Raw genomic sequence first — 25,877 nt, forward strand, 5'->3', positions numbered from 1 at the left:
CCGTGACTATGCATCATGGCCCGCAAAATCAGCTGATTGATAGGCTTGCACGATTTCGCTTAACGCAGATAGCGCCAATGTCTCTGGATCGCGCGAGGAATGAAACATGCCAAGCGGGGCATTGATCGAAGCGATCGCGTCGGCGCTCACACCGCTGGCGAGCAGCGCGTCGCTGCGCGCGCCGTGGGCATTGCGGCTGCCCATTGCTCCGCAATAGAAATGCGGCAGTTCCAGCGCGCGAGCGAGCAGTTTTACTTCCCAATCATGGTCGTGGAATAGGAAAACAAAGGCGGTCCAGGGATCGCTAGTGAGCAGATGGATGTCGCCGGTCTGGGTGAGCAATTGAGCCGGAGTGCCAAGGCTGGTGAGGCGCTCGCAGATCTCGGGATCGGGTGACAAAACGTCGCTGGCAATGTCCATCGCGCTTGCGAGCTTGACCAACGCCTCAACACTGACGCCATGCCCGATGACGCAAAGGCGTGGTCGAGGCCAATGGCCGAATATGCCTGTGGCGGATGCGACATCGGCTCGGACTGCTTGCCAGCCGTCAATGCAAGCGATCTCACCGATGCTGATTTCCACGGTGAAGGGCGCTCGCGCGGCGATTGCTGCGGTGCACCGCTCGGTGAATTCCCTGTCCGCCAATGGTTGGAAATGCACATCGATCCCGCCGCCGCAGGGAAGGGTGATATCGATGTAACGCGAGCCTGCGCCAAATCGGATAACGCGTGGTTTGCCCTGGCGCAGGGCCTCTAGCGCTTCAGCAACGACGGCGTTTTCTATGCACCCGCCAGAGAGCGATCCGGCAAATCGGCCGTCTTCGCAAACCGCCATATGTGTGCCGGGGTTACGGATGGAGGAACCCTCGACCGCCATCACTGTCACGAGCGCGCAGACGCGGCCTTCGCGCTGCCGATCGCTCAGAAAGGCAAAGACCCGGTCGCGGTCCATTAGGCGTTTCTATTCAGCAGGCTGTTCGGGTTCGGCGACTTGTTCTGGCCCGGTCTCGCTGCTGGCCGCTTTGCCCGGCTCGGCGACGACAATTTGCTCGACCGGTTCCTGAACCTCTGACCCGCCACATCCGGCGAGTGAGAGTGCACCAATAGCTGCAATTGCTGCGATGAATTTGCGCATGTCTTGCTTCCCTAACCGGCGCTTATACGAACTGCTTCGCGAACGGCATTTCGCGCAGACGTTTGCCGCTAGCAGCAAAGATCGCATTGGCTAGAGCAGGCGCTGCGGGCGATGTACTCGGCTCACCCGCGCCGCCAATCGGCACGGTGCCGCTGTTGATGATCGCAACTTCTATGGCTGGTGTCTCGTCCATACGCAGCATTTGATAATCGTGGAAATTGCTCTGCTTGACGGCTCCGTCTTCCAGCTCAATTTCACCGTACATAGCCGCGGTTAGGCCGAACACGATCCCGCCCTCGATCTGATTACGGAAACCATCGGGGTTCATGACATAGCCCGCATCCATTGCGGCCCAGACATTGAGCATTTTGGGGCGGCCTGAAGTCATGTCGACCTCGATTACCTCTGCGCCCACCGTACCGAAACTCTCGATGATGGCGACGCCCAGGCCAATGCCTTCACCGCGCGGAGTGCTCCAATTGCTTATCTCGGCGACCTTTTCCAGCACGCCTTTGTGCCGTGCGGTGTTCGCACCGAGCATGTTGAGGCGGTATTCCAGCGGATCCGCACCAGCGGCATTGGCGGCCTCGTCAATGAAGCTCTCAATGAAGAAACCCTGTTGTGAATGATCGACCGAGCGCCATGCGGAGAAGGGCAGGTGCAATGGCACCTCCGCGACACGCACCGAAGTGTTGGCAATGTCGTAAATGCCGGGAACGCTTGCCTCCGCCGGGTCATGCCGCTGAGTGAAGATGTTGTTGTAGGCGACCAACCTGCCGCCTGCGTCAAGACCGCCTTTAAAGCGGCTTACATCTGCCGGTCGGTACAGCGCCTTTTGCGTGTCTTCCTCACGCGACCAAATCATCTTGATTGGATAGCCAGTGGCCTTCGCCACTCGCACTGCCATCGTCACATAATCATTCTCTAGCCGCCGCCCGAATGCGCCGCCCAGAAACGGGTGATGCACGGTGACATCCTCGTCATCCATGCCGAGGGCTCCCGCGGCCGCGCTGCGCGCCCTTAGCGGCACCTGAGTGCTCGTCCAGATATCGCACTTCGTGCCATCATCGGTGTCACGCACCCATGCCGTGCAATTGACCGGTTCCATCGGAGCATGGGCAAGAAACGGAGCGGTGTATTCCGCCTCCAGCTTGGTTGTGGCATCGGCAAAAGCGCTTGCTGCATCGCCTTTGGACGCGGCTTGCTCCCCGCCGTCATCACCTGCTGCATCAATCGCATCTCTGAAGGCTGCGAATTGATCGGCGGTTGTCTTGATCGGACTTTCCGAGGCGCTGTATTCAGCCGTGATTGTATTCAGCGCTTGCTGAGCGTTCCAATAGCCATCGGCCACCACTGCGATGAAACTGCCCATGTTGAGGATCTGCTGCACGCCGGGCATGCCTTTGGCCGCCTCTGCGTCCATTCTCGTCACCTTAGTGCCGGGTACCGGAGCACGGCGCACCGCCGCATAGGAAAGATCAGACAATTCCACGCTGGGAATATTGGCGTCGATCCCGAAGTCGGCCTTGCCCATCACCTTCGCGGGAATGTCGGTCCGGCGCTTGCTCTTGCCCATCAGACGGTAATCTTTGGGGTCCTTCAGCCGTGGCGAGCTGTCCATTGGCTGATCAGCAGCAGCGGCTGCAAAATCAGAATAAGGCGCAGACTTGCCGCTGCCGCTATGGATCAGCGTACTGTCGCGCGTCGTAATTTCGCTGGCCGGTACGCCCCATTTGTTGGCCGCTGCCCCGATCAGCATCTTGCGCGCTGCCGCGCCTGCGATCCGCATTTGATATTGGCCGGTGGTGCGGATTGAGGAACTGCCTCCGGTGATCATAACGTCGGCCAATCGCCCGATCTGCGTGAACAGGCCGTCCCATGTCGGCTCAATCCAATCGGCCGCGTTCATGGTGAATGGGGCGACGAACATGCGCGCGGCGTCGCTGACGATATAGCTGCCATCGGCGGGGGCTTGCATCACTTCGACTTTTGACCAATCGGCATCCAGCTCATCGGCCAGCATTTGCGCGAGCACGGAATGCGCGCCCTGACCCATTTCGCAGTGCGGGATGATCGCCGTCACCACATTGTCCGCCCCGACTTTTACCCAGCTGTTGACCAGCTCTTCGCCAGCACCGCCTGCGACCTTGGCTTTCAACTTGCCGACCGGATTGCCTGGGCGCACTCCAACCCCGATCAGCAATGCGCCGCCAGCTAGCACGCCAGCACCAATGAAACCGCGACGGCTCCACTTGGCGGCTGCGCTGCGCTCAGTCTTTGCCGTAGGTTTCGCTGTTTCTTGCTCGCTCATGCTGCGCTCTCCTGCGCTTCGTCTTCGGATTGCGCGGTCTCCAGACCGGCGGCAACCTTAATGGCTTGGCGAATGCGTTTGTACGTTCCGCAGCGGCAGATGTTGCCGCTCATCGCAGCATCAATGTCTTCATCGCTCGGCGCAGGATTGTCACGCAGCAGAGCCGTCGCCGACATGATCTGGCCCGATTGGCAATATCCGCATTGCGGCACTTGCTCGCTGATCCAGGCTTGCTGAACCGCGCTAAGCTCGCCGTCTTTGCCTGCAACACCTTCAATCGTGGTGATCGCTCGGCCTTCAGCCGCGGAGAGCGGAGTGGAGCAGCTGCGCACAGGCTCTCCGTCGAGATGCACGGTGCAGGCCCCGCAAGCGGCGATCCCGCAGCCAAACTTGGTCCCGGTCATGCCCAGCTTCTCGCGCACGATCCACAGGATCGGCATATTGGGATCGGCATCCAGGCTGGTGGCTTGGCCGTTGATGGTGAACTCGATCATTCGTTTGGCTCCATTGGGGCGGGGGCTTGCTCGTGCCGCACAGTACGTTTCAAAACACTACCAAATCTTGAGCGTCAGCGAAAGCCGCTCAGCCTTGCTCCCCTTTGCGGAGCCGCAATCCGTTTCTTTCTGGCTAGCGAAAAGGAGATGGCTGTGAAAGCTAGGCATTGTAATGATTCTCGTCTAGGCGGCGATCATTGGGGGCGGCGCAATCTGGATTGTAGAGGATGTTCGAATATGAAGCGTAACGCATTGCTAGGCACTTTGGCCTTGGTGAGCCTTGTATCTGTTTCGGCTTGTGGTGGCGGCGCAGAAGAGGGCGGCTCAGCTCCTGCCGAGTCAGAAACAGGTGCGGTAGAGGCCGCCGTTGAAGCACCGGTAGAGCCAACCGAAGCTGTCGCAAGCGTAGCCTTTGCTGATCTAACCGGTGACGCAGCTGCTGGTGAAAAGGTCTATGGCCTTTGCCGTTCATGCCACGTGCTTGAAGAGGGTGTGAACCGTGTTGGCCCATCATTGCACAGCATTGTTGGTAGCGTGTCCGGCTCAGTTGAAGGGTTCAACTACAGTGAAGCAAACGCCAACAGCAACATCACATGGACCCCCGAAGAGCTCTTCACCTATCTGGAGAATCCACAGGGCGCTATGCCTGGCACACGTATGGCGTTCCCAGGGGTGAAAGATCCGCAAGATCGCGCTGACTTGATCGCTTATCTGCAAACCAACGGCGAGTAATCGCTAGCGCGGCGGGTCCGCTGAATTAGGATTTCGCCGCGCGGTTCAGCATTAGCACCGGGATCAAACCTGCGGCTAGGATCAAAAGGCTGGCGGTTGATGCCTCGGTCAACTTTTCATCGCTGGCAAGCCGGTAAACCCGCGTGGCCAGGGTCTCGAGATTGAAAGGCCGCAGGATCAAGGTCGCGGGCAGCTCTCGCAGGGTGTCGATGAACACCAAAGCGGCGGCGGCCGCGAGGCTGGGCGTCAGCAGTGGGATATGGATCCGCCGCATGACCTCTCCCGGTCCCGCGCCGAGCGAACGGGCGGCGGCATCCAGCGATGGCGGGACTTTTTCAAACCCTCCGCTGACCGAGTTGAAGGCGACGGTCAGAAACCGCACCGACAGAGCATAGATCAAAATCGCACTGGTGCCCGCGAGCAGCAGGCCGTGTGTAAAGCCAAAGGTGTCGCGCGAGAAGCGGGTGATGGCTTGATCGAACACGCCCAAGGGTGCGAGCAATCCCACCGCTAGCAGCGCGCCGGGCAGGGCATAGCCCAATGTTGCCACCCGGATGGCAAAGCGGGTGATGCGGCTGTTCGAACGGCGCTGAGCAAAGGCGAGGATAGCCGCCGCGGCGGTGCAAACCAGCGCTGCGCTTAGGCCGAGGGTAAGGCTGTCACGCGCGTAACTCCAAAGGGTCGCAGCGCTCATTTGATCGCCGGTATCGAGCGCCAAAACCACGAGATGCGCGGCCGGAATGCCGAAGCCCAGCAGCACGGGCAGGGCGCAGAAAATGAGCGCTAGCGCCTGTTGCCAGCTATTTAACTCAACTAAGGCTTCATCCGATCGGGCGGCATCGCGGCTGTCCGTGCGTCCTCGCCGACTGCTTGCCTCAAACACCACTAGCGCAATAACGAAGACCAGCATAAATGCCGCGAGTTTGAGGGCCAATTGCTTGTCACCCATGGCCAGCCAACTGCGGAAAATGCCGGTGCTGAAGGTCGGAATCGCGAAATACTCAGCAACACCGAAATCGGCCAAAGTCTCCATCAGGACAAGTGCGAGGCCGCCAGCGATGGCGGGCCGGGCGGCGGGCAAGGCGACGCGAGTGAAGGCACGCAGGGGAGCCGCGCCGAGGCTGCGAGCAGCGCGAAACTGCCCGAGACTTTGCGCGGAAAAGGCCGTGCGAGCGAGCAGATAGACGTAGGGGTAAAGCACAAGGCCCAGGATCAGCGCCGCGCCGGGCAGTGAGCGGATTTGAGGGAAACTGTAATCTCCTAAACTCCAGCCAGTTATTGTGCGCAGGCCGCTTTGTACCGGGCCTGTGAACGAGAGCAGGTCGGCATAGATATAGGCGGCAATATAGGCGGGCACGGCAAGCGGCAGCACCAAGGCCCAGGCCAATATTCGCCTGCCGGGAAAGCGGGTCGCACTGATTAGCCATGCGGTGCCGACCCCGATAACGCCCGCGACCAAAGCGGTTAGCAGCATCAGCGCGCTGGTATTGATCAGATAATCGGAGAGGATGGTGGAGGCGAGCTCAACCAGACTAGCGATCCCGCCACTTGGTGCAGAAACCACAATGGTGAGGATCGGAATCGCCGCCAGAGCTGCGATGATCCAGGCGCCCAACGACCAACGGTCTAGCACTTCAGGGCCCTTTGATGCGGCGGGCGAGAGTCCCGCGCCATCTTCCTTCGCGGTTGCGCGCGGCAAAGCATTGAGCCTAAGGCGGCTCAACGCAACTGGCCCGGAATGAAGATTTGAGCCTCGAATTTCGCCATATCGCCCATGCTTACGGTAACACGAGGGCGTTAAAAGACATCAGCTTCACAGCGCCCCAAGGAGAGATCACGTGTCTGCTTGGATCGTCGGGCTGTGGCAAGTCTACATTGCTAAATCTCACCGCCGGATTGCTGCCTGTGCAACAAGGCAGCGTGCATATTGGCGGCCAATTGCTTGTGGATGAGAGCCACTCTCCGCCTCCAGAAAAGCGCCCCGTTGGGCTGGTGTTTCAGGATGGTGCCCTGTTTCCGCATATGACGATCGCGCAAAATGTCGCCTTTGGCCTGCCGAAATCGCGCAGCGGCGGCGATGTGATCGAAGAATGGCTGGAGCTGGTCGGTCTGGCCGGGCTGGGCGAACGCTATCCGCATGAGCTTTCTGGCGGGCAGCAGCAGCGCGCAGCCTTGGCTCGGGCGATGGCGCCAGAGCCGCAGGTGCTGCTGATGGATGAGCCATTCGCCAGCGTCGATATTGTGTTGCGAAAAAGCCTGAGAAGGGAATGTCGCGCTTTGCTGCGCCAGCGCGGGGCGACGGTTATCATGGTAACGCATGATCCGGAAGAGGCATTGGATATTGGCGACCAAATCGTGGTCATGGACCGCGGGCGGATTGCACAATTTGGCACCCCGCAAGAGCTTTATGACACGCCGAGCAGCGCGCAAGTTGGCGCGATTTTTGGCGGTGCTCAGGTGATTTCGGGCGAGCGTGCGGAAGGCGGGATTGCGACCGCGTTCGGCACGTGGCCTCTCTCCGCTGTGATAGGGGATACGCCGGATGGCTTGAACCTTGAGCTGCTGCTCCGCGCGGATGGCTTCGAAGTGACAAGCGCGAATGAGGGGAGCGCATTGGTGGTTCGCGACATTCGGCGTATGGGTGCGCGCACGCAGATTGTGCTCGCCAATGATGGCGGGGAAGAAATGACCATCGAGCAAGCCGAAGGCGAAACGGCTACGATTGGCAAGCGGATCGCTGTACGACCGCGCGCGGCGAGCGTCCTGGCATTTGCGGCCGCGCCAACTGCGGATTGATCGCCGTCATGTCATCAAGGCTTGCGGAATTAAATTATAATGCTAATCAATCGCAATAAGGCATTCAAGGAAACATAATGGCTAAGCGATTTTGGGGCGGTGCGCTCACAGCAATTCTGGCGGGCGCGCTCGCGGCGTGCTCTGGGACGAGCGGTGATAGCGAAGCGTCCGACGGCGTCGAGATCACTGGTGAAGTGAATCTCTATTCCTCGCGTCACTACGACACTGATTTGGCCCTGTATGACGATTTCACCCGCGAAACCGGTATTCGCGTGAACCGGATTGAAGCAGGCGCAGATGCTCTGATCGAGCGGATTGTCAGCGAAGGCGAATTTTCCCCGGCGGACCTTTTGGTTACCGTCGATGCGGGCCGCCTATGGCGGGCCGAAGAAGCAGGCATATTGTCCGCTGTGCAATCCGATGTGCTGACCGAACGCCTGCCGGAATATTTGCGGCACCCGGACGGTCTTTGGTTCGGTCTTTCCACCCGTGCCCGCGTGATCATCTACAATAAGGCGGCTGGCGAACCGCAAGGGCTGGCGAACTATGAAGATCTGACCGACGCAGCCTATAAAGGCGCGATCTGTGTTCGCTCGTCCTCCAACATTTACAACATCTCGCTGCTGTCTAGCATGATCGCCAACAATGGCGCAGAGGCCGCAAAGGACTGGGCCAGCGGCGTGGTCGTCAACTTTGCTCGCCCGCCGCAAGGCAATGACAGCGCCAATATCGAAGCGGTCGCCTCGGGCGAATGCCGCATCTCGATCGTCAATTCCTACTATCTTGCGCGCTATGCGGCGGAGGACGCAGAAAACCCAGACGTGCTGGAAGCCATCGGAGTGATCTTCCCCAATCAGGAAACCACCGGCACGCATATCAACATTAGCGGCGCAGGCGTGCTCCAACACGCTCCCAACCGCGAGAATGCGATCCGCTTCCTCGAATATCTGACCGAGGAAAGCGCGCAGCAATATTTCGCCAACGGCAACAATGAATATCCGGCGGTCTTGAGTGTTGCTGCGTCATCTGCAGTGGAGGGCCTGGGCGAGTTTAAGCCAGACACGCTGAACGCGGCGGAGATCGGCAAAGGTCAAGCGCAAGCGGTGCGGATTTACGACCAAGCCGGTTGGAACTGATTTGCGGCGTGACAACGCGCCTCAGGTTTAGGGGTACCCCGCTAAGGCTGCGCCCACATCCTTAGCAGGTTGGCGATGCTCTTATCGAGCGTTAGTGCCAGGGCAGGATCGGTGCCGTCCGCTGCACGCAGGCTGGCGCGCAGATTATCGAGATCAAATAATAGCTCGCGCTGCGGACCGTCCGCGATCAGACTCTCGATCCAACCGACACAGACATGCCGAGTGCCCGAGGTGACCGGATGCACTTCATGAATGCTGGTCGACGGGTACAACACCAGCTGGCCCGCTTCGCCTGCAATCTCTTGCGTCGCGCCGGCATTGTGAATCGCCAGTTCGCCGCCTTCATATTGGTCGCGCGGGGTCAGAAACAGAGTGAAGGACAGGTCGCTGCGCATCCGGCCTTCGCCTTTCCCCATCAGTGCATTGTCGATATGCGCGCCATAATGGCCGCCGTTTTCCGTCTTGCTGACAATCAGATGCGAGAATCGTCGGGGCCGTGCGCCCGCTAGCAGGATGGGATTTTCGACGATATGCGGCAACAGCGTTTGGCGCAGTGCCTGGCCAGCCTCATTGCTCATCACCGCTTGTTGATTGACCTTGACCGCGCTGGCTCGCTTACCAGCCGTGCTGCGCCCATCTTGCCAGGTTAGCTCGCCCAGTTGCGTGGTGATGGTATCCAGAATTTGCTGGTCTGTAATCGCGGATATCGACAAGATCATTGAGAATTGGGCCCGATAGTGAGTTGCACAAGTGCGGCGCGCGGCTAGTGTCTCAAGCATAGAATTGCGCGAAAGGCGAGACAATGAATTCCAAGCTGAAATTGTGGACCGGGTTGGGCGTGGCAACCGCGCTGATGGGCAGCGGGCTGGCAGGATGCGCTGGGGAAGGCGGCGAGGGCGGTGAAGGCGATGAAGCAGCACAAACCGGAGAAGCTGGCACTGGCGGCGAGGCTGGTGAAGGCGGTGAAGCAGCTGGAGGCGAAGGTGAAGGCGGCGAAGCGGGAGCGGATGTTGGCGCGCTTGAACTGCCCAATCGCCTTGCTTTCATGTCCGGCCATGTCGCAGCGGGCCTCGCTCTATACCGGGCAGGCGATGCTGAGGCTGCGGCTCCGCATTTGCTCCACCCGGTTTCCGAAACTCATGCCTCTGAGCGCGCGGGCTTAGAGGAACTTGGGTTCGATCCGGCACCGTTTGAGGCGGTGTCAGCCGCGCTTGAAGAGGGCAGACCAGCGGCGGAAATTGAACCGCAATTGGCGGCGGCTGAGGCAAACCTTCGCGAAGTGCGCGGCAAGGCTGGCGGCGATGAGGTAGAGGTCATTCGCTTTCTGATGGATACAGCCGTGGCTGAATACAGCGTCGCGGTCTCTGATGGGAAAGTCACCGATCCAGCTGAATACCAGGACGCATGGGGTTTTACTCGTGTGGCCTGGCAAATGGCTGCAGATCTCGATACGCCGCGCGCCGAGGATGTGCGCACGCAGCTCACCGCTATGCTTGCGCTCTGGCCAGAGGAAGGGCCGATCCCGCCGGATGATCCTGCGCCCGCTGGGCAAGTCTCTGCGCTCGCATCAAAGGTTGCTTTAGCCCTACCGCAGCCTGCGTCCTGAGCTGTTTGGTTACACTGCCGTCCCAAGACTGACTTTCAGGAGTGAACGCTAAACTCACTTGAAGAGCGCCGATCAAACCGCCAAATGCGCCGCCAAGACATACCCGGCGTATCGTGCGCCAAGGCTGCGCCATACCTGGCGGCTGGCCATTCTACTTGATTTATCGAGGCCCTAATTGACCGAGCTCATTTTAGATCGCGATCAGTTCACCGAAAGCGGCGCGCTTTCCGTTGAGACCGTCACCTATGTCCATCACTGGACGGATAGCCTGTTCACATTGCGGATCACGCGGCCTGCGGCTTTCCGTTTTCGTTCGGGCGAATTCATCATGATTGGTCTGCCGGGCGACAATGGCAAGCCACTGCTGCGCGCCTATTCCATGGCCAGTCCGAGCTATGAGGAAGAGATCGAGTTTCTCTCAATCAAAGTGCAAGATGGCCCGCTCACCTCGCGGCTCCAGCATATCAAGGTTGGCGATCCGATTTATCTTGGCAAGAAGCCAACCGGCACGCTGGTGACGGATGCTCTGTTGCCGGGCAAGCGGCTGTTCATGCTCTCGACGGGCACAGGCCTTGCGCCGTTTATGAGCCTCGCCCGTGATCCAGAGATCTACAATCTGTATGACGAGATTTTCATCATTCACTCTGTGCGCCAGGTGAATGAGTTGGCTTATCGCGAGTTGCTGGAAAGCCAGCTTGAAGGCGATCCCCTGCTGGAAGACGAAGACCGCAAACGGTTCCATTACATCCCTACTGTCACGCGTGAGGATTTTCACACCACCGGGCGGATCGGGACGCTGATCGACAGCGGCAAACTGTTTGAAAAGAGCAACGGTCCCAAGCATTTTGTGCCTGAGGAAGACCGGGTGATGCTGTGCGGCAGCATGGCGATGATCAAGGATCACGCCGCTGATCTGGAAGAGCGCGGCTTTACCGAAGGCAGCAATTCTCAGCCAAACCAGTTTGTGATTGAGCGCGCGTTTGTCGGCTAACCGGTGGCTTCGCGCCGTTTAGGCACGTAGTCAGACGGGCCGATCAGTCGGTCTGCAAATTGCGATATTTACCCCCATAATACAGCAGCGGATCATGATCCGGGGTGAATCGCACTCGTGTGATTTCACCGATCAGGATCAGGTGATCGCCGCCATCATGGACGGCGTGCTTGCGGCATTCGAAGTTCGCCAGCGCATCGTGAATGATCGGCACCCCATGCTCGCAGGTGTCAAACGCGATCTCGGAAAAGCGGTCCGTCCCTTTGGTGGCAAACAGGGTGGATATGTGCTGTTGATCCGCGCGTAGGACATTGATCGCAAAGTGATCGCTCGCCTCCAACGCGCTGGTGGTCGAGGCGCTGCGCGCTGGGCACACCAGCAACAGAGGGGGATCAAGGCTGACCGAAGTGAAGCTGTTGGCGGTGAGGCCCACCGGCTCCCCATTGTCGCCCAGCGAAGTGACCACAGTGACGCCGGTTGCAAACGTGCCAAGCGCATCGCGCAGGATGCGCGGATCAGAGCCAGAGCGATATTCGGTGTGGGAAGGCGACTTCATGTGTCAGCGCATGTGCGTGCACCTCATTCATTTTGCAAGCGTGCACTGGCACTCATGCGAATTTCGCAAGGTAATTATGGCTTTGTGGTCTTTACAAAACCCGTGCGTACGGCATGAATTGCAATCAGCAACTTGAATGATAATCGGGAAGAGGAACACCAATGCTCAATGTCGCCCACCGCACCGCCTACAATGATGATCACGAGGCGTTTCGCGGCACTGTTCGCAAAGTCCTGAGCGAGCATATGGAGCCGTTCCTTGACCAGCATGAGGAAGAGGGCGTGGTCCCGCGCGAGGCGTGGAAGGCCTTGGGAGACGCGGGGATGCTGTGTCCTACGGTCTCAGAAGATAATGGCGGTTTGGGGCTCGATTTCGGCTTTAACTGCGTGATTGCAGAAGAGCTTGCCTATCTGGGAACATCCGCCGGTTTCACTTTGCAGAACGATATCACAGTCAATTATTTTGAACGACTGGGCAGCGATGAACAGCGCGCGAAATATATGCCTAGCATGATCTCTGGCGATATAATTACCGCGATTGCAATGACGGAGCCGGGCGCGGGCAGCGATCTGCAAGGCATCCGCACAACGGCGGTGGAAGACGGCAATCACCTCGTCATCAACGGCTCAAAAACCTATATTACCAACGGCCAGAACGCCGATGTTGTAATCGTTGTTGCTAAGACCAATCCGAGCATGGGCGCCAAGGGTACTTCGCTGATCTTGGTCGATGCGGACACGCCGGGGTTTGAGCGCGGGCGCAATCTCGACAAGATTGGCCAGCATTCTGCCGATACATCAGAGCTGTTCTTTACCGATGTACGCGTGCCCAAGACCAATATTCTGGGCGGTGAAGGGCGCGGCTTCATCCATCTGATGGAGGAGCTGCCACAGGAACGCCTCAGTATTGCGGTCTCGGCCATGGGCGGCGCGCAGCGCGCCTTTGATGAAGCGGTGACTTTCACAAAAGACCGCAAGGCCTTTGGCAAGACCGTGTTCGAGTTCCAGAACACTAAGTTCACGCTCGCGGACCTTCAGGCGAAGCTGCAGGTAGGCTGGGCACATTTGGACTGGGCGATTAAGCGTCATCTGGCCGGAGAACTGACCACGGACGAGGCCAGCGCGGCCAAACTCTGGCACACTGAAATGCAATGGGAATGCGTCGACACCGCGCTGCAATTGCACGGCGGGGCGGGTTATATGAATGAATATGCGATAGCGCGGCTGTGGCGCGATGCGCGTGTTCAGCGGATTTACGGCGGCACCAGCGAGATCATGAAAGAAGTGATCAGCCGCTCCATTTAAGGGACTAGGCCCGATGTCAGACCCACTCGATTTTACTGGCAAACTTGTTCTCGTGATCGGCGGATCAGGCGGGATCGGCAATGGCATTGCACAATCGTTTCGTAAGCGCGGGGCCGAAGTGCATGTTACCGGCACGCGGCCCGACGCGGGCGATTATCTGGAGGCGGAAGACAGTGAGTTCACTGAGCTTAGCTACCATCAGCTTGATGTGACGGACCGCGATGCAGTGAACGCTTTGCCAGATGAGGTTCTCGAACCCGACGTGCTGATCCAATGCCAAGGGCTTGTGCGATATGAGCGCCAGGAATTTGCCCAGAAAGGCTGGGACGAAGTGGTTGATGTGAACCTCAATTCGGTGATGGATGTTGCGCGCGTCTTCCATGCCGCTTTGGCTGATAAGGGCGGAACGATGATCGTTATCTCCTCTGTCGCTGCGTTCAATGCAGTGATCGGAAACCCGGCCTATGCGGCGTCTAAGGCCGGAGCTGCGAGCCTTGTGAAAACCTTGGGCGTGGCTTGGGCGCGAGACGGCATTCGCGTGAATGGGATCGCGCCGGGACTGGTCCCTACCAAGATGACTTCGGTGATGACCGACCATCCCGAGCGATTGGAAGCGATGGTGAGCGGCATTCCCATGCGGCGAACTGGCACACCAGAGGATATGGCCGGCGCCGCCCTGTTCCTTGCCTCGCCATTGTCGAGCTACATGACGGGCCAGACCTTAGTCGTAGATGGCGGGCTGACTTTGTCGTGAAACCTTGCAGATTTACGGGCCGAGATGCCCCCTAATTCTCCGAATATGACAAGATCGCTGTAGCGGTCAAAAACACGTCATGAATGCGTCACAAGTCGCCGCCATCCCATGCTTCAATGTGAAGCGGGGTGGTCGTGGACGTCATCAACATCTTTCTGACGAACGATCTGGCTGAAAACCAGGACGACTTTGTCCATGGCGACCGCCAATTCACCTTTGATCGGCTCTATGCCGATGGCCCGCGGCGCCTGGTCGAAGGGCCTATGTGGGCCTTTATCGATTGGGTGATGGACGATCTGGCGGGTCTGGAAATGTGCCGCCGATTGCGCGCCGATCCGCGCACGCGTGAGGCGCATGTGACTATGGTGCTCGAACAAGATGACCATGATGACCGCCGCCGCGCCTTAAAGGCCGGGGCGCATGATTACATGATCGGGCCGATTGACCGCACAAAGGTGCTCGACCGGGTGCTGGCGTTGCAATCGCGTCAGAACGATCGGCACGCGGCACGCTTGTTTGAAACTGGCGATTTGTCGATTGATATGGCGGCCTTGCAAGCGCGGTGGGATGGAGAGGTCATTTCCCTGCGCCCCAATGAATTTCGCCTGCTGCGCTTTCTCGCAGAGAACCCCAACCGCGTGCTTAGCCGAGATGACTTGATCAACGGGCTGGGCAAGCGCGAGCCGCCCATTGATGAGCGCACGGTCGATGTCTGGATTGGCCGGTTGCGACGTGCGATCAAGCAGGCGGGCGGGGGCAACCCGCTGCGCACGGTGCGCTCGCGCGGTTATGTTTTCGATCTGCCCTGATCAGCTAGCGCTACAAAAAGCCTACAAAAAGGGCCGCTCTGGCTTCCCAAAGCGGCCTCTCTAGTGACTAGCAATCCGGGGAGAGGTGGACCGCTCAGCGCGCTTAGAATTCGGTTTTGATCCCGATTGAGAACGAGGTACCGACATCATAGCTGTTGATGTCGATCCGGTTGTTCGAGTTTTCCTGAAACTCCAGATTATCGCGGCCAAAGATGTTGCGCACCTCCAGCTCCAGCTCGAACGGCTGGCCGAACATCCCAACCTCAGAGCGCGCGACTATATCGACGGTCAATCCGGGGTCCTCGACGATGTCAGGGCGCTGGAATCCGCGCGTGGTGACACGTTCGCTTGCGTAGTTGAACAGCACGGTGAACTGCTGGACCTTCTCCGTGTCCTCGATCCCGATAGAGAAGTTGGCGATGTGGTCGGATTGCCCGACCAGCGGGTCACCATCATCGAACAAGAGCGACGCGTTGGTCTCGCCGCCCGGTGGCACGAAGGTCACATCAGCCGGATCAACCGAGATTTGCGACTGGGTGTAGGTGTAGTTCGCAAGAAACAGCAATTGCTTGGTTTCAAAGAAGCTGCCGCCCCAATTGTAAAGGTCGATCCCGTAGACCAGATCGATCTCCGCACCGTAAAGCTCCGCCTTTGGCGCATTCGCAAAGCTGGTCACCAGGTCGCCAGCGGTTGAGAAAATGAAGGCCTCAATCGGGTTGTCGATTTCCTTGTAGAAGCCCGCGATGCTGATCCGGTCAGAGCCGCTGATGTAATATTCGGCGCGCGCCTCCAGATTGAACAGCTCGCTGTCGGTCAGGAAGGGGTTGCCGCGAAATTCGCGGTTCGATTCCGGATCGAAATAGGTCTGCTCCACCAGCTCGCGGAATTGCGGCCGGGCAATGGTTTTGGAGGCGGCAAGGCGCAGCTGCAAATCCTCGACCGGCTCCCACGTGATCGTGGTGCCCGGCAGGAAGTAATCTTCAGCCAGATTGGTTGGCGTTGCGCCGACGATAGGCGTGGTGAAGATGGTTTGATCGAGCGCAACCGTCTGCGTCGCATCCTCATAGCGGACGCCAAATTCCATCGTCAGCCTGTCAGTCGGCAGGAAGCGGATAATGCCGTATCCGGCCTGTGTTTCGAGCTCTGCGTCAAAGACGGGAAACGGGCTTGTCTCGTCCAGGCGAACGTTGAAGCCAGCCAATGTCGCTCCATTGATGAGGTCGCCCGGACGGCGCAGACCGAGGATTGGCACCAGGCTGTCGTCTAGCACATCGCCTTCGATCAGCGGGCTGAACTCTCGGCTGGAGGAACGGCGGTCAGTGTCGCTATAGGCGTATCCTGCGGTCAACTCGAGCGTGTCGGTGACTTCGTAAGAGACGTCGACACTACCGAACAGCAGCTCTTCCTGAAGATCATCGAAGGCGATGGTCGTTAGGCCCGTATCCGACAAGCGGTTAAGATAGGCCACGAAGAATTCACCGAGCGGATCCTCGGCAAAATTGGTCCGGGTGTAGCGAACATTGGCGTTGAACGGTGCCTCGCGATCAGTGCGAGCATAGCCAGCGCGCACATCAAAGTCGAAACGGTCAAAATCGAACTCGCCGACAAATTGTGTGTCGATCAGCTGCCGCTCAAACCAGGCCGTTTGCTGGTTGGCAAAATCAAATCCGGTCTCGCCGAAAAGGAAATTTGTGCCTTGCTCAAGCCGCGCGGTTTTCAGCGTGTCGCGGATGTACAGGTTCGTCCAGCGCAAGGTGTGGGGGCCGAGGTCGAGGCCAAAACTGAGCAGGCCGTTTACCAGAACATTGTTGTCGGTGATGAAGGTCGTGAAGTCTTCCGTGACCGTGGCCAGGTCAGGCGTGGCAAACTGGCTGCGCACGTTGCGGTTGCGCCAATTGTTCTTGATCGATGCGGTGGCGATTATGCCGAGGTAATTGTCGCCGCCCAGCTCAATCGAGGTGCCGCCCGTTATCGATGCGGAAAAGTTCGCTGGCAGCGTGTCGTTGCGCTGCAATGTGACGAGATTGGTCGGCAGGATCTGCCCCGCAACCCCTTCTTGAACCTCGATCGAGGTGTCTTCGATCCGGTCTCCGCTGGCAAAGAAAGCGGCCAGATTGGATGGTATATCGCGGTTGCCATTGTCGAAACCGAACGGGTCGAGATCAGAGCCAAAATAGGTGAGTCCATCTTGGAAGGTGGTCTCGGTGTCTCCGCCGGTGCTGAAGCTGAAGCTGAGGAAATCCTCTGCCGGCACGGCGCGCGTGGTCAGGTTGATCACACCGCCGCCAAACTCGCCAGGGAAGTTCGCAGAGTAGGTTTTCTGCACCAGAGAGGACGCAACCACGCTGGTCGGAAAAATATCAAGCGGGACAACACGGCTGAGCGGTTCCGGGCTCGGCAGGGGCAGGCCATTGAGCAGCGCGAGAGAATAGCGATCTCCCAGACCGCGCACGAATACGCGGCCATCACCGACCAAGGACAGGCCAGTTACCCGGCCCAGCGCGCCGGCAATATCGCTCTCACCGGTGCGCGCGATGTCTTCTTCGGACAGCACGCTTAGCACTTGGGTCGAGGCGCGCTGCGGGTCGCGGTTGCGGCGCCCGGTGACGATAATGCCGCCGCCCGGCACAGACACGTCCGGCTGCTGTTCTTGCGGCTCTTGTTCTTCTTCGCTCTCGACTGTCACGTCATCCGCTTCAGTTGCCGGAGACTGCTCAACCTCTTGCGCAGCGGCGAATGCTGGGAACGTCAGCGCGGTTGTGAAGAGCAGCGTGCCTACGAGGCGCTTGCCAATTGGCATGATATTAGACCCCCTCATGAAATCAGGTCTGAAACTGTGATGAGCCAGATGCATGGCTCGTAGATTGTGAGAAGGGAGGCGCCGGAGATCTTGACCAGATCACAGCACCTCCCTTTCGCATTTAAGGCGTCCGATCAGTAGACAGGCAGCGAGGTGCAAGCCCCGGTGGTGCTACCGAAATCAAGCGTGCCGGAATTGCAGGTCCAGTTGCCGAAGCGGGTATCCGCAGCATCTGGAACCGCGCCGACGAATGTTTCCGCTGTGAAGAAGCTGGAGAGGGCGGTTGGATCGAACGCGGCCACGCCGGTTTCATTGGTGCCGTTGACGATCCCTGTCAGTGAGATGGTGAAGGCGACGTTGTTGTTCGTGCCGCCATCGACCAATGCCTGAACCTCTGCATCGCTCACGCCAGAATCGCCGCGAACAGGCCGCGCCGCATCACAATCGCCGACTACCGAGTTGAAACTAGGCGGGACATCTCGAGTGAAGGTCTCGTCGATGCGCAAGCAAGTCTCGTCATTGGTGTCTATCACGCCATTGGCGAGATTGAGCGCTGCGCCGCCGCGTGCGCGGATCGCTTGCGAGTTTGAGCCGGAGCGTTCGAGGAAGGTGAAGTTTGCCACCTGAAGCACAGTGCGTGGGCGGGCGTTGACGGAGAAGTCTGCATCGGGCGAGTCGAGTTCAATCAGGCTGTCACCGCCGGAGGTGCGCTGAGCCACCACCACGAATTGTAGGTTGGCCTGAGCGCCTGTGTCGACGTCGATTGAGTCGTCATCTGCGCCGACGGCAACGACGTTGCTCATGTTCACTGCGCCGCCGAAGAACTCCATGCCATCGTCAGAGCTGTTGAACGACATGAAGTTTGCGAGCGTGGTTCCGCTGCCGATGCCGCCAGTGGTCAGCGATTGCAGTTCATCACCTGGCGCAAGGCTGAAGCCGGAGAAGCGGATTTGGTTGTAGTTCATCTCGCCAGAACTGTCCGCACTGTCGCCGCCGCCAAAATTGGTAGCAACCGTGGTACCCTCGAGCGATTGCTCGCAGGTCGGGTTGGCGTTCGGGTTGGCATCGGTGTTGAACACACCGGTTGCGCAGTCTGAGACTGGCGCACGGCCTAGTAGAACAATGCCGCCCCATTGGCCGGTAGAATTGTCATCGCTGAGGCCGAGGACATTGTCGCGGCTGGTCCAGACGATTGGACGCTCAGCCGTGCCGACGGAGTTCAACGCATTGCCGCGGTTGACGACCAGGAACGAACGGCCGGTCGAACCGAACACGATAACGCCGTCAGCAACCGTCAGCGTTACGTTCGTGCCGGTGCTAGCAAAGCCTTGGTCTGTGCCGACATCAACGCGGCCGGGCAGAGCGTAGAGCAGGCCGTCCACGAATGGCAGTGTGTCGTTGGCATCGATCAGCGCGGGTAGTTCGCATACGCGGTATTCGCCGGTCGGACCAGTGATCGTGCCAGCATCGGTAAGGCCGCCAGTTGAGTTGATCGTTGGGCAGCCAGCCGCCGGTGTGACGGTTCCGCCGCCTGTCGGCGGTGTGGTGGTGGGCGCTGGGGTTGGCGCGGGGTTATTGATGATGATGTCCCCAGAGGTGCCGGGTGAGACGATTTCATCGCCGCCGCAGGCAGCCAAAGCAGCGAGGCTGCAACCAAGAACGAGAGTACGAGACATATTTTTCACAGCGAGCGGTCCCCTTAAAAACCGAAGAATCGATTGAGCGCAGAGGTTGCGTTCGGGGACTCCGCTAGGCAGCGATCATGACGGAATTGCTTCGAATATGACGCTTCGGTTTCTTTGACCGAACTATGACAAAACAAAGATGTTTGTGTCCTTTTTGACAGATTTTACGTCACCTCAAGGCAATAAAAGCCGTAAAATTTATCGTTTCAAAACAGATGGAAAACGGATCGCGTTACAGAAAAATGACAATATGACATTTTTATTGCGATTTGGGGTGTGGCGGCGCATCTTCTCATCATTCGAGAAGGAGAGAGCCGTGTTCATCACTTCAGCATTGATTGCTGCGTCTTTGACAGCAAGTCCTGTCACATCTGAGGCCATTGCAAGGCAGGCAGAGCCTGATTTGCAAGCCGCACATTTGGTCGCTGGCCGTAATGCTGATGCTATTGCCGAACTGGAAGCGATCCGCTCTCATGATGCCGCACAACTGATCAATCTGGGCATCGCCTATGCCAGACAGGGTGATGAAGAGCGCGCGCGCTCTTTGTTTAGAGCTGCGGCCGCCAGCAATGATCGTATTGAGATCGATACGGCGAATGGCACGGCAACCGATTCGCGCCGACTCGCTCGCAAGGCACTGCGAATGCTCAAAAATGACGAATTTGCGCCAGCTTCGACTGAACGTTTCGCCAATCGCGTGACATTGAACGAGTGAACCGTTCGGTTGGCCTTGTCACCTAGCCAGTATTTCCAACACTTCATCGCACAAAACGACGCAATTGGGCGGGTTCGATAGGCCTCCCGATTGCTTTCGTGTTTGCAACCGGTCCAATCTATCGCTTAATCATAGGCGTTAACTTTAATTGCTACGCAATATTTTGCCTTGATAAGGGTATGGTCTGCGTAAATGTCACTTGCTTGTCATGTACTATGAGCAAGGGGGCGTGATTGGAGGGTTTTGGATGATTCTCGCTCGTTTGGGCATGGCCGGTGTCGCTGCTGCGCTTGCCCTAACAACTGCACCCGCGCAGGCGGACGTGCTGCAAATCGATGCTGACGGTGCCCGCTGGGTCACCGGCGCACGGGCGGTGGCGATCACCCAAAATCCTGAATTCTCTACCTCTGGCGAGGTTGCTGATCTCGACGCTATGATCGTACCGGACGGCATTATTGCCGATCCTTCGCGCCATGCCTTAGGCGTGCCAGCAATGTATGCCGACACCGTTCAAAGCCTGTCTGTGCGGTTCGATCTCAGCCCATCGCTGCTGGAGGCACTGGTTTGGCAAGAGAGTCGCTGGCGTCCCAATGCAGTGTCGCATGCGGGCGCGCGGGGCCTCGCGCAATTGATGCCGGGCACCGCTAGATATCTGGGCGTGGACCCGGATGATCCGTTTCAAAACCTTGAGGGCGGGGCGCGCTATCTGCGCGAGCAACTCGATCGTTTTGACGGAGATCTCGAAAAAGCATTGGCCGCATACAACGCTGGACCTGGACGGATAGAACGCGCTGGCGGCGTTCCAAACATTCGTGAGACGAAACTCTATGTCGCGGCCATCATGGGCCGATTGGCTTCGCACTCGCGCACCGATACGCAACCTTTTTAACCATGACGTCGTACACGCGGCACCTAAGGACAAAGCAGAACACGAATGAGAACATCAATGTCGTCACTTCTTCGCATGCCAGCCATGATGATGGCTCGGATTGCGACCTTTATCGCTCTGATGCTGGCACCCGTTGCTGCGCATGCTCAGCAGGTTGCTGACCCGCAAGGTTCCGGCCCGATTGTCGCGGCGCTGGGCTGGTTGCAAGGTACGCTGCTGGGCAATGTCGCGACCGCGATTGCAGTGATGGCTGTCGCAGCGGTTGGCTTTATGATGCTGACTGGCCGCATGAATTGGCGCTTTGGCGCGACCGTAATCATCGGCGTTTTCATTCTGTTCGGCGCATCGACCATCGTTGCTGGCATTCAAAGCGCGGCGGCCTGAGGCAGGTATATGACCAATCTCGTCCGCCATCCGGTTCACCGCGCTCTTACCCGTCCGCAAATGTTTGCTGGCGTCACGATGAACTTTTTCATCATCAATCTGATGGTGACGACGATTGCATTTTTGATCCTCAAAAACTGGTGGATCATGATCGTGCCGGTGGTCGTGCACGTGATCGGCTATTTTTCTTCGCTTCGCGAACCGCGCATTTTCGACCTTTGGATTACGAAGGTTTCCAAGTGTCCGCGGGTCAAGAATTACAAGCGGTGGGGCTGTAACAGCTACGCTGCGTAAGGCCTGACAAGGAGGGCCTACTATGGTGAAATGGATTGGACCGGCAAGCTGGAGCGCTAAAGAGGCGCTGGCTGGCGATCGTCTGCCATATGCGCGGCTGATCGATGAAAGCACGGTTTTGCTGCGCGATGGATCGGTGATGACCGCGATCCAGGTGCCCGGCTTGCTGTTTGAAACCGAGGATTCCGACGCGCTCAATGCCCATGCAGCGACGCGCGAGGTGATGCTGCGCTCGACCTTGGATGCGCGCTTTGCGCTCTACCACCATGTCATCCGCCGTCAGGTTGAGGTTGATCTGGAGGCACAATTTGCCGATCCGCTGTCGCGCCATATTGACCAGCGCTGGAAAGAGCGGCTGGCCGGCGGTTCGCTGTTCATCAATGACCAGTTTATCACGCTGATCCGCCGCCCCGCGCGCGGCAAGGCCGGCCTTGCAGAGCGTTTTTCACGGATGTGGAGCCGCACCGGGCAAAGCGAACTCGAAGCTGATATCAAGGACGTGCGCAGCCTGAAATCAGCCGCCACGGGCCTGGTCGCATCGCTTTCTGCCTACGGTGCGAGCGTGCTTGCCGATTACTCCGTGCCCGGCAGTGATGGCACCAATTCAGAAATGCTGGAGCTGCTCTCCGCGCTCTACAATGGCGAGATGCGTCCCGTGCGCCGCCCGGCTGAAGACACTGATATCGGCCATATGCTGCCCTATCGCCGCGCCAGCTTTGGCCTTGATGCTATGGAGCAACGTGGCTCTGGCCAACCGGATTTCTCCGCGATCTTGGGCCTTAAAGACTATCCCGAGGCGACCTCTCCCGGTCTGCTCGATGGCTTGCTGCGCCTGCCATATGAGATGATCGTGACCGAGAGTTATGCGCCCAACGAACGCACGACCGCGCGGGAGCGGATTGATCTGGCGCTGCGGCGCCTGCGTTCCGTCGATGAAGAAGCGGCGGCAGAGCGCAACGATATGCTGGCGGCGCGCGATGCGTTGGGCAATGGCGCAGTCGGATTTGGCGATCACCACCTTACCGTGCTGGTGCGAGAGCGCAGTCTTGACCGGCTGGACGATGCAACGGCGGCTTGCGCCGCAGCGCTGGCGGATACCGGTGCGATTGCGGTGCGCGAAGACACCAATCTGGAGCCTGCATTCTGGGCGCAATTCCCCGGTAATGAGGAATATATCGTGCGCCGCGCGCTCATTTCCTCGGCCAATATGGCGAGCTTTGGCAGCTTCCACGGCTTTGCCTTAGGCCAGTCTAGCGGCAATCATTGGGGCGATGCGGTCACTTTGCTGGAGACGACCAGTGCGACCCCGTTCTTCTTCAATTTCCACCACGGCGACCTTGGCAATTTCTCGGTCATCGGGCCATCTGGTTCGGGCAAGACGGTGGTGATGAACTTCCTGGCGGCACAAGCGCAAAAGTTTAGCCCCCGGACCATCCTGTTCGATAAGGATCGCGGCGCGGAACTGTTCGTGCGCGGTATTGGCGGGCGCTATGACCGCATCTGCGCCGGCGAGCCAACCGGGTTTAATCCGCTGTCTTTGCCGGACACGCCGACTAACAAGGCATTCTTGCGCGATTGGCTTGCGGTGCTGCTCGATGCAGACGGGCCAGAGGAATTCGCAACGATCAGTGCGGCTGTCGATGCGGCCTATGCCAATGATGCGGGCCTGCGCCGTTTGCGCCACTTTAAGGAGCTGCTGGCCGGGGCAAAACGCCCTGAGCCCGGTGATCTGGCCGACCGACTGTCGGCTTGGATTGGTTCGAACGACGCGTCAGAAGACGCAGAGGGTGGCGAGCACGCTTGGCTGTTCGACAATGAGCAGGATAGGCTCGATCTCGATCAGCGCGTGCTTGGTTTTGATATGACGGCGCTGCTCGAAAACCCGCGCCTACGCACGCCAACCATGATGTATTTGTTCCACCGCGTCGACGAACGGCTCGATGGGCAGCCAACCATGATCCTGATCGACGAGGGCTGGAAGGCGCTCGATGATGAAGTGTTCGCCGCGCGTATCCGCGATTGGCTCAAGACTTTGCGTAAGCGCAATGCTCTGGTCGGATTTGCCACACAATCCGCCGCCGACGCGCTGGAAAGCCGCATTTCGACCGCTTTGGTCGAGCAGACTGCGACCATGGTGTTTATGCCAAACAGCAGAGCGCGCGCTGAGGATTATTGCGAGGGCTTTGGCCTGACCGAGCATGAGTTGGCGTTGATCCGCACATTGCCAGCCCATTCGCGCTGTTTCCTCGTTCGCCAACCTGATGCGAGTGTGGTTGTCCGGCTCGATCTGTCCGGTGCGCCAGAGGTGCTGACCGTTCTTTCTGGCCGCGAGAGCTCCGTGCGCAGGCTCGATCTGCTGCGGGAGGCAGTCGGTGACAAGCCAGAGGATTGGTATCCGGCGCTGACCAATCATGCCTGGCCTGACGGACCGAGCTTCGATTCCGATGACGCACAAGCCGTGCGATTGGCGGCCGAATGACGGCCAATTGCGACACTGTTGCCGAGAATATGGGCACTGGCGTTGCCGCCGCTTTAACGGCGGTGGATTGCATCGCCAGTGAAGTGACGGGCGACGCCTTTGGGCGCTTGTTTGCCTCGGGCGGGTCGCTGGCGACGGTGCTGACAATCTTGCTGACGCTCTATGTTGCGTTCTTCGGGATCAGCCTGCTGATTGGGCGCTCTAACATTTCCGTGCGTGCGCTGTTGCCCAAGATGCTCACGATAGGACTGGTGTTGGCATTTTCGACCAGTTTTGCCGCCTATCAGGGCTTTGTCTGGAACATCTTTATTGGCGGACCGGACTGGCTGGCGGGTATTCTCACAGACAGCGATGGTTCCGCAACGCAGACCTTCGCGACCAAGCTCGATATCGTGTTCCTGGCCGTGCAAGACGCGAGCACGGGCGAAGTTGATATCAGCGCGTTCTCGCCGCCCGGCATGATGTGGCTTGGCGCTATGCTGCTGCTGCTGGGTACGGTCGGCTTGCTTGTGACGGCGCGGATTGGCCTCGCACTGCTCGTGGCACTCGGGCCGATCTTCGTAGTTATGGCGCTTTTCAATGGCACACGCGGCCTGTTTGTTGGCTGGCTCAAAGGCGTAGTGATGCTCGCGCTGACTCCGTTGTTCGCGGTGCTCGGCGGATCAATCATGCTGGAGCTTGCCGTGCCAATCCTCGCCGCTTTGGTGGCTGTACCGGGCGAGATTGATCAGCAGGCCGCCATGGCTTTCTTCCTAGTGGGCGCGGTCCATGTGGCGCTGATGATCATGACGATCAAAGTCACCTCCACCATGGTCGCCGGATGGCAGGTGTTCGGCTTTGCCCAGAATGTTGAGGTTGAGAAGGGCCGCGACATGACAAGCACGCCGCCTCAGCCGCAAGTGACGGTCGCCGACAATCGGAACGCGCAAACTGCGCCAGTTGGCGCGACTGGCCAACGCCGGATTGATATGCCGACGATCACAACTATCACCGCCGCCAATGACACGGGAACGGCCAGTGGTGCTACAGTGCGCGAGACCCGCGTGTTCGCGACCAGTTCAGGCGGAGGCGTGCAGAACGCTCCGCTCAATCCATCCACGTCACGCACCCACGGGATAGGCAATCGCTTCCGTCCCGCACATTCGCGTAAACCGGAGACGACAAAATGATCCGCGCGCCGAAATTCCGGCTTCCGCTTGCAGCCCTTGCATTGGGCCTGATGCCTATCGCCGCTGCGCCTGTCGCCGCGCAGGACTCGCGCCTTGTCACCATGGTCTATGATGAGACCCAGGTGGTGCGCATTTCTGGCAAGCCCAAAGTCCAAGCCACAATCAAGTTTCGCGATGACGAGACGATCGAGAACGTTGCGATTGGTGACAGCCAAGCCTGGCAGGTCACGCCCAATAAACGCGCGAGCCTGCTGTTCGTGAAGCCGCTTTCGGCCAATGCCAGCACCAATATGACTGTGGTGACGACCAAGCGTACATATCTGTTCGATTTGGTTGCAAGCCCGCGCAATAAACCGCTCTATGTCCTGCAGTTTAGCTATCCGGAGGCCGAGGCCGCTGAAGAAGCGGAACGGCTTGCACGGTTGGAGCGGGAAGAGCGCGAACGCGCCAGCGCAGCGGAACTAGCAGCGGCGAATGACCCCTTTGCGGTTAGCGATCCTTCACGCCTCAATTTTGAATGGGCCAGCGAAGGCGACAAGGAACTGGTCCCGACCCGCGCCTATGATGATGGCGACACCACGTTCCTGACCTGGCCTGATGGCACGACCATTCCGGCAATCCTCGTGACCAACCACAAAGGCGATGAAGGCCCGGTCAATTTTACCGTTCGCGGGGACACTGTGATCGTGGAAGGCGTGCCGACACAGATCATTTTGCGCTCTGGCGAAGACAGCGCAGTTTTGACTAACACCGGGCCGATCCGTTCGGTCGATCTTGGGGCGCTCAACGATAATGCTGCGCTTGCCCGACTTAGCACCAACACGGAGGTGAAGTGATGC

At 58.8% G+C, this 25,877-nt stretch carries 24 protein-coding genes; 15 read left to right on the forward strand and 9 right to left on the reverse strand.

From position 1 onward, the window contains the following. Nucleotides 1-6: 6 nt before the first annotated feature. Genes AC0V6O_RS04305 through AC0V6O_RS04320 form a run of 4 tightly spaced genes read right to left on the reverse strand, consistent with a single transcriptional unit; the run spans nt 7 to nt 3,939 of the window. A complete protein-coding gene (locus AC0V6O_RS04305; RefSeq protein ID WP_486141847.1) occupies nt 7-951 on the reverse strand; it encodes an XdhC family protein in 945 nt (314 codons plus the stop codon). Between the two features lie 9 nt (nt 952-960). After that, nucleotides 961-1,134 (reverse strand): hypothetical protein, encoded by a 174-nt coding sequence (locus tag AC0V6O_RS04310; protein ID WP_486141849.1) that lies wholly within the window; start codon nt 1,132-1,134, stop codon nt 961-963. 22 nt (nt 1,135-1,156) lie between these two features. Next, on the reverse strand, nt 1,157-3,445 hold the full coding sequence (locus tag AC0V6O_RS04315; protein WP_486141851.1) for a xanthine dehydrogenase family protein molybdopterin-binding subunit: 2,289 nt from the start codon (nt 3,443-3,445) through the stop codon (nt 1,157-1,159). Further along, on the reverse strand, nt 3,442-3,939 hold the full coding sequence (locus AC0V6O_RS04320; protein ID WP_486141853.1) for a (2Fe-2S)-binding protein: 498 nt from the start codon (nt 3,937-3,939) through the stop codon (nt 3,442-3,444). The genes AC0V6O_RS04315 and AC0V6O_RS04320 overlap by 4 nt, the downstream gene beginning before the upstream one ends. Nucleotides 3,940-4,176: 237 nt before the next feature. On the opposite strand from AC0V6O_RS04320, the gene AC0V6O_RS04325 reads away from it, so the two are divergent. Then, entirely contained in the window at nt 4,177-4,671 is a 495-nt protein-coding gene (locus tag AC0V6O_RS04325; protein ID WP_486141855.1) for a c-type cytochrome, read from the forward strand. Nucleotides 4,672-4,696: 25 nt separating this feature from the next. On the opposite strand, the gene AC0V6O_RS04330 is transcribed toward AC0V6O_RS04325, so the two are convergent. After that, nucleotides 4,697-6,370 carry an ABC transporter permease gene (locus tag AC0V6O_RS04330; RefSeq protein WP_486141857.1) on the reverse strand — a complete coding sequence of 558 codons (1,674 nt, stop codon included), beginning with the start codon at nt 6,368-6,370 and terminating at the stop codon, nt 4,697-4,699. A 47-nt stretch (nt 6,371-6,417) separates the two neighbouring features. On the opposite strand from AC0V6O_RS04330, the gene AC0V6O_RS04335 reads away from it, so the two are divergent. Further along, nucleotides 6,418-7,467 (forward strand): ABC transporter ATP-binding protein, encoded by a 1,050-nt coding sequence (locus AC0V6O_RS04335; protein ID WP_486141859.1) that lies wholly within the window; start codon nt 6,418-6,420, stop codon nt 7,465-7,467. A gap of 77 nt (nt 7,468-7,544) precedes the next feature. Next, nucleotides 7,545-8,603, forward strand: a complete 1,059-nt coding sequence (locus AC0V6O_RS04340) for a Fe(3+) ABC transporter substrate-binding protein (protein ID WP_486141861.1) — start codon at nt 7,545-7,547, stop codon at nt 8,601-8,603. Between the two features lie 41 nt (nt 8,604-8,644). Here AC0V6O_RS04340 and AC0V6O_RS04345 read toward each other — a convergent pair whose 3' ends face one another. Then, complete coding sequence (locus AC0V6O_RS04345) at nt 8,645-9,322, reverse strand: Fe2+-dependent dioxygenase (protein WP_486141863.1); 678 nt, start codon at nt 9,320-9,322, stop codon at nt 8,645-8,647. 83 nt (nt 9,323-9,405) lie between these two features. On the opposite strand from AC0V6O_RS04345, the gene AC0V6O_RS04350 reads away from it, so the two are divergent. After that, nucleotides 9,406-10,209 (forward strand): hypothetical protein, encoded by an 804-nt coding sequence (locus tag AC0V6O_RS04350; RefSeq protein ID WP_486141865.1) that lies wholly within the window; start codon nt 9,406-9,408, stop codon nt 10,207-10,209. Nucleotides 10,210-10,384: 175 nt separating this feature from the next. Further along, nucleotides 10,385-11,200: a ferredoxin--NADP reductase gene (locus AC0V6O_RS04355; RefSeq protein ID WP_472638126.1), complete on the forward strand. Its 816-nt coding sequence runs from the start codon at nt 10,385-10,387 to the stop codon at nt 11,198-11,200. A gap of 43 nt (nt 11,201-11,243) precedes the next feature. Here AC0V6O_RS04355 and AC0V6O_RS04360 read toward each other — a convergent pair whose 3' ends face one another. After that, the gene (locus AC0V6O_RS04360) at nt 11,244-11,756 is read right to left on the reverse strand and encodes a flavin reductase family protein (RefSeq protein WP_486141868.1); all 513 of its coding nucleotides are present in this window, start codon (nt 11,754-11,756) and stop codon (nt 11,244-11,246) included. 161 nt (nt 11,757-11,917) lie between these two features. Here AC0V6O_RS04360 and AC0V6O_RS04365 point away from each other — a divergent pair, with 161 nt between their 5' ends. The 3 genes from AC0V6O_RS04365 (at nt 11,918) to AC0V6O_RS04375 (ending at nt 14,623) form a co-directional block, all read left to right on the forward strand. Next, the gene (locus tag AC0V6O_RS04365; RefSeq protein WP_486141870.1) at nt 11,918-13,060 is read left to right on the forward strand and encodes an acyl-CoA dehydrogenase family protein; all 1,143 of its coding nucleotides are present in this window, start codon (nt 11,918-11,920) and stop codon (nt 13,058-13,060) included. Nucleotides 13,061-13,073: 13 nt separating this feature from the next. Further along, on the forward strand, nt 13,074-13,814 hold the full coding sequence (locus AC0V6O_RS04370) for an SDR family NAD(P)-dependent oxidoreductase (protein ID WP_486141872.1): 741 nt from the start codon (nt 13,074-13,076) through the stop codon (nt 13,812-13,814). Nucleotides 13,815-13,948: 134 nt separating this feature from the next. Beyond that, a complete protein-coding gene (locus tag AC0V6O_RS04375; protein ID WP_472638129.1) occupies nt 13,949-14,623 on the forward strand; it encodes a response regulator transcription factor in 675 nt (224 codons plus the stop codon). A gap of 103 nt (nt 14,624-14,726) precedes the next feature. Here AC0V6O_RS04375 and AC0V6O_RS04380 read toward each other — a convergent pair whose 3' ends face one another. Both AC0V6O_RS04380 and AC0V6O_RS04385 read right to left on the reverse strand, forming a co-directional pair. Next, on the reverse strand, nt 14,727-17,423 hold the full coding sequence (locus tag AC0V6O_RS04380; protein WP_486141874.1) for a TonB-dependent receptor domain-containing protein: 2,697 nt from the start codon (nt 17,421-17,423) through the stop codon (nt 14,727-14,729). Between the two features lie 134 nt (nt 17,424-17,557). Then, on the reverse strand, nt 17,558-19,099 hold the full coding sequence (locus tag AC0V6O_RS04385) for a hypothetical protein (protein ID WP_486141876.1): 1,542 nt from the start codon (nt 19,097-19,099) through the stop codon (nt 17,558-17,560). Nucleotides 19,100-19,247: 148 nt separating this feature from the next. Here AC0V6O_RS04385 and AC0V6O_RS04390 point away from each other — a divergent pair, with 148 nt between their 5' ends. The 7 genes from AC0V6O_RS04390 (at nt 19,248) to AC0V6O_RS04420 (ending at nt 25,874) form a co-directional block, all read left to right on the forward strand. Beyond that, complete coding sequence (locus tag AC0V6O_RS04390) at nt 19,248-19,823, forward strand: hypothetical protein (protein WP_486141878.1); 576 nt, start codon at nt 19,248-19,250, stop codon at nt 19,821-19,823. A 247-nt stretch (nt 19,824-20,070) separates the two neighbouring features. Next, on the forward strand, nt 20,071-20,712 hold the full coding sequence (locus AC0V6O_RS04395; protein WP_486141880.1) for a lytic transglycosylase domain-containing protein: 642 nt from the start codon (nt 20,071-20,073) through the stop codon (nt 20,710-20,712). Between the two features lie 57 nt (nt 20,713-20,769). After that, nucleotides 20,770-21,096: a TrbC/VirB2 family type IV secretion system protein gene (locus tag AC0V6O_RS04400; RefSeq protein WP_486141882.1), complete on the forward strand. Its 327-nt coding sequence runs from the start codon at nt 20,770-20,772 to the stop codon at nt 21,094-21,096. A gap of 9 nt (nt 21,097-21,105) precedes the next feature. Further along, nucleotides 21,106-21,390 carry a VirB3 family type IV secretion system protein gene (locus AC0V6O_RS04405; protein WP_472638133.1) on the forward strand — a complete coding sequence of 95 codons (285 nt, stop codon included), beginning with the start codon at nt 21,106-21,108 and terminating at the stop codon, nt 21,388-21,390. A 22-nt stretch (nt 21,391-21,412) separates the two neighbouring features. Further along, the gene (locus AC0V6O_RS04410) at nt 21,413-23,869 is read left to right on the forward strand and encodes a VirB4 family type IV secretion/conjugal transfer ATPase (RefSeq protein ID WP_486141884.1); all 2,457 of its coding nucleotides are present in this window, start codon (nt 21,413-21,415) and stop codon (nt 23,867-23,869) included. Next, nucleotides 23,866-25,038, forward strand: a complete 1,173-nt coding sequence (locus tag AC0V6O_RS04415) for a TrbL/VirB6 family protein (RefSeq protein WP_486141886.1) — start codon at nt 23,866-23,868, stop codon at nt 25,036-25,038. Before AC0V6O_RS04410 ends, AC0V6O_RS04415 begins: the two co-directional genes overlap by 4 nt. Next, entirely contained in the window at nt 25,035-25,874 is an 840-nt protein-coding gene (locus AC0V6O_RS04420; RefSeq protein ID WP_486141888.1) for a TrbG/VirB9 family P-type conjugative transfer protein, read from the forward strand. Before AC0V6O_RS04415 ends, AC0V6O_RS04420 begins: the two co-directional genes overlap by 4 nt. Nucleotides 25,875-25,877 lie beyond the last annotated feature (3 nt).

The sequence above is a fragment of the Erythrobacter sp. JB2-19 genome (genome assembly GCF_057365005.1).

Excerpts from the sequence above, each read along its gene's own strand:
- AC0V6O_RS04320 (WP_486141853.1), bottom strand. The coding sequence starts at position 3,939 with ATGATCGAGTTCACCATCAACGGCCAAGCCACCAGCCTGGATGCCGAT.
- AC0V6O_RS04325 (WP_486141855.1), top strand. The coding sequence starts at position 4,177 with ATGAAGCGTAACGCATTGCTAGGCACTTTGGCCTTGGTGAGCCTTGTA.
- AC0V6O_RS04410 (WP_486141884.1), top strand. The coding sequence starts at position 21,413 with ATGGTGAAATGGATTGGACCGGCAAGCTGGAGCGCTAAAGAGGCGCTG.
- AC0V6O_RS04345 (WP_486141863.1), bottom strand. The coding sequence starts at position 9,322 with ATGATCTTGTCGATATCCGCGATTACAGACCAGCAAATTCTGGATACC.
- AC0V6O_RS04385 (WP_486141876.1), bottom strand. The coding sequence starts at position 19,099 with ATGTCTCGTACTCTCGTTCTTGGTTGCAGCCTCGCTGCTTTGGCTGCC.
- AC0V6O_RS04395 (WP_486141880.1), top strand. The coding sequence starts at position 20,071 with ATGATTCTCGCTCGTTTGGGCATGGCCGGTGTCGCTGCTGCGCTTGCC.
- AC0V6O_RS04305 (WP_486141847.1), bottom strand. The coding sequence starts at position 951 with ATGGACCGCGACCGGGTCTTTGCCTTTCTGAGCGATCGGCAGCGCGAA.
- AC0V6O_RS04340 (WP_486141861.1), top strand. The coding sequence starts at position 7,545 with ATGGCTAAGCGATTTTGGGGCGGTGCGCTCACAGCAATTCTGGCGGGC.
- AC0V6O_RS04310 (WP_486141849.1), bottom strand. The coding sequence starts at position 1,134 with ATGCGCAAATTCATCGCAGCAATTGCAGCTATTGGTGCACTCTCACTC.
- AC0V6O_RS04415 (WP_486141886.1), top strand. The coding sequence starts at position 23,866 with ATGACGGCCAATTGCGACACTGTTGCCGAGAATATGGGCACTGGCGTT.
- AC0V6O_RS04400 (WP_486141882.1), top strand. The coding sequence starts at position 20,770 with ATGTCGTCACTTCTTCGCATGCCAGCCATGATGATGGCTCGGATTGCG.
- AC0V6O_RS04370 (WP_486141872.1), top strand. The coding sequence starts at position 13,074 with ATGTCAGACCCACTCGATTTTACTGGCAAACTTGTTCTCGTGATCGGC.
- AC0V6O_RS04365 (WP_486141870.1), top strand. The coding sequence starts at position 11,918 with ATGCTCAATGTCGCCCACCGCACCGCCTACAATGATGATCACGAGGCG.
- AC0V6O_RS04350 (WP_486141865.1), top strand. The coding sequence starts at position 9,406 with ATGAATTCCAAGCTGAAATTGTGGACCGGGTTGGGCGTGGCAACCGCG.
- AC0V6O_RS04420 (WP_486141888.1), top strand. The coding sequence starts at position 25,035 with ATGATCCGCGCGCCGAAATTCCGGCTTCCGCTTGCAGCCCTTGCATTG.
- AC0V6O_RS04405 (WP_472638133.1), top strand. The coding sequence starts at position 21,106 with ATGACCAATCTCGTCCGCCATCCGGTTCACCGCGCTCTTACCCGTCCG.
- AC0V6O_RS04380 (WP_486141874.1), bottom strand. The coding sequence starts at position 17,423 with ATGCCAATTGGCAAGCGCCTCGTAGGCACGCTGCTCTTCACAACCGCG.
- AC0V6O_RS04360 (WP_486141868.1), bottom strand. The coding sequence starts at position 11,756 with ATGAAGTCGCCTTCCCACACCGAATATCGCTCTGGCTCTGATCCGCGC.
- AC0V6O_RS04315 (WP_486141851.1), bottom strand. The coding sequence starts at position 3,445 with ATGAGCGAGCAAGAAACAGCGAAACCTACGGCAAAGACTGAGCGCAGC.
- AC0V6O_RS04390 (WP_486141878.1), top strand. The coding sequence starts at position 19,248 with ATGTTTGTGTCCTTTTTGACAGATTTTACGTCACCTCAAGGCAATAAA.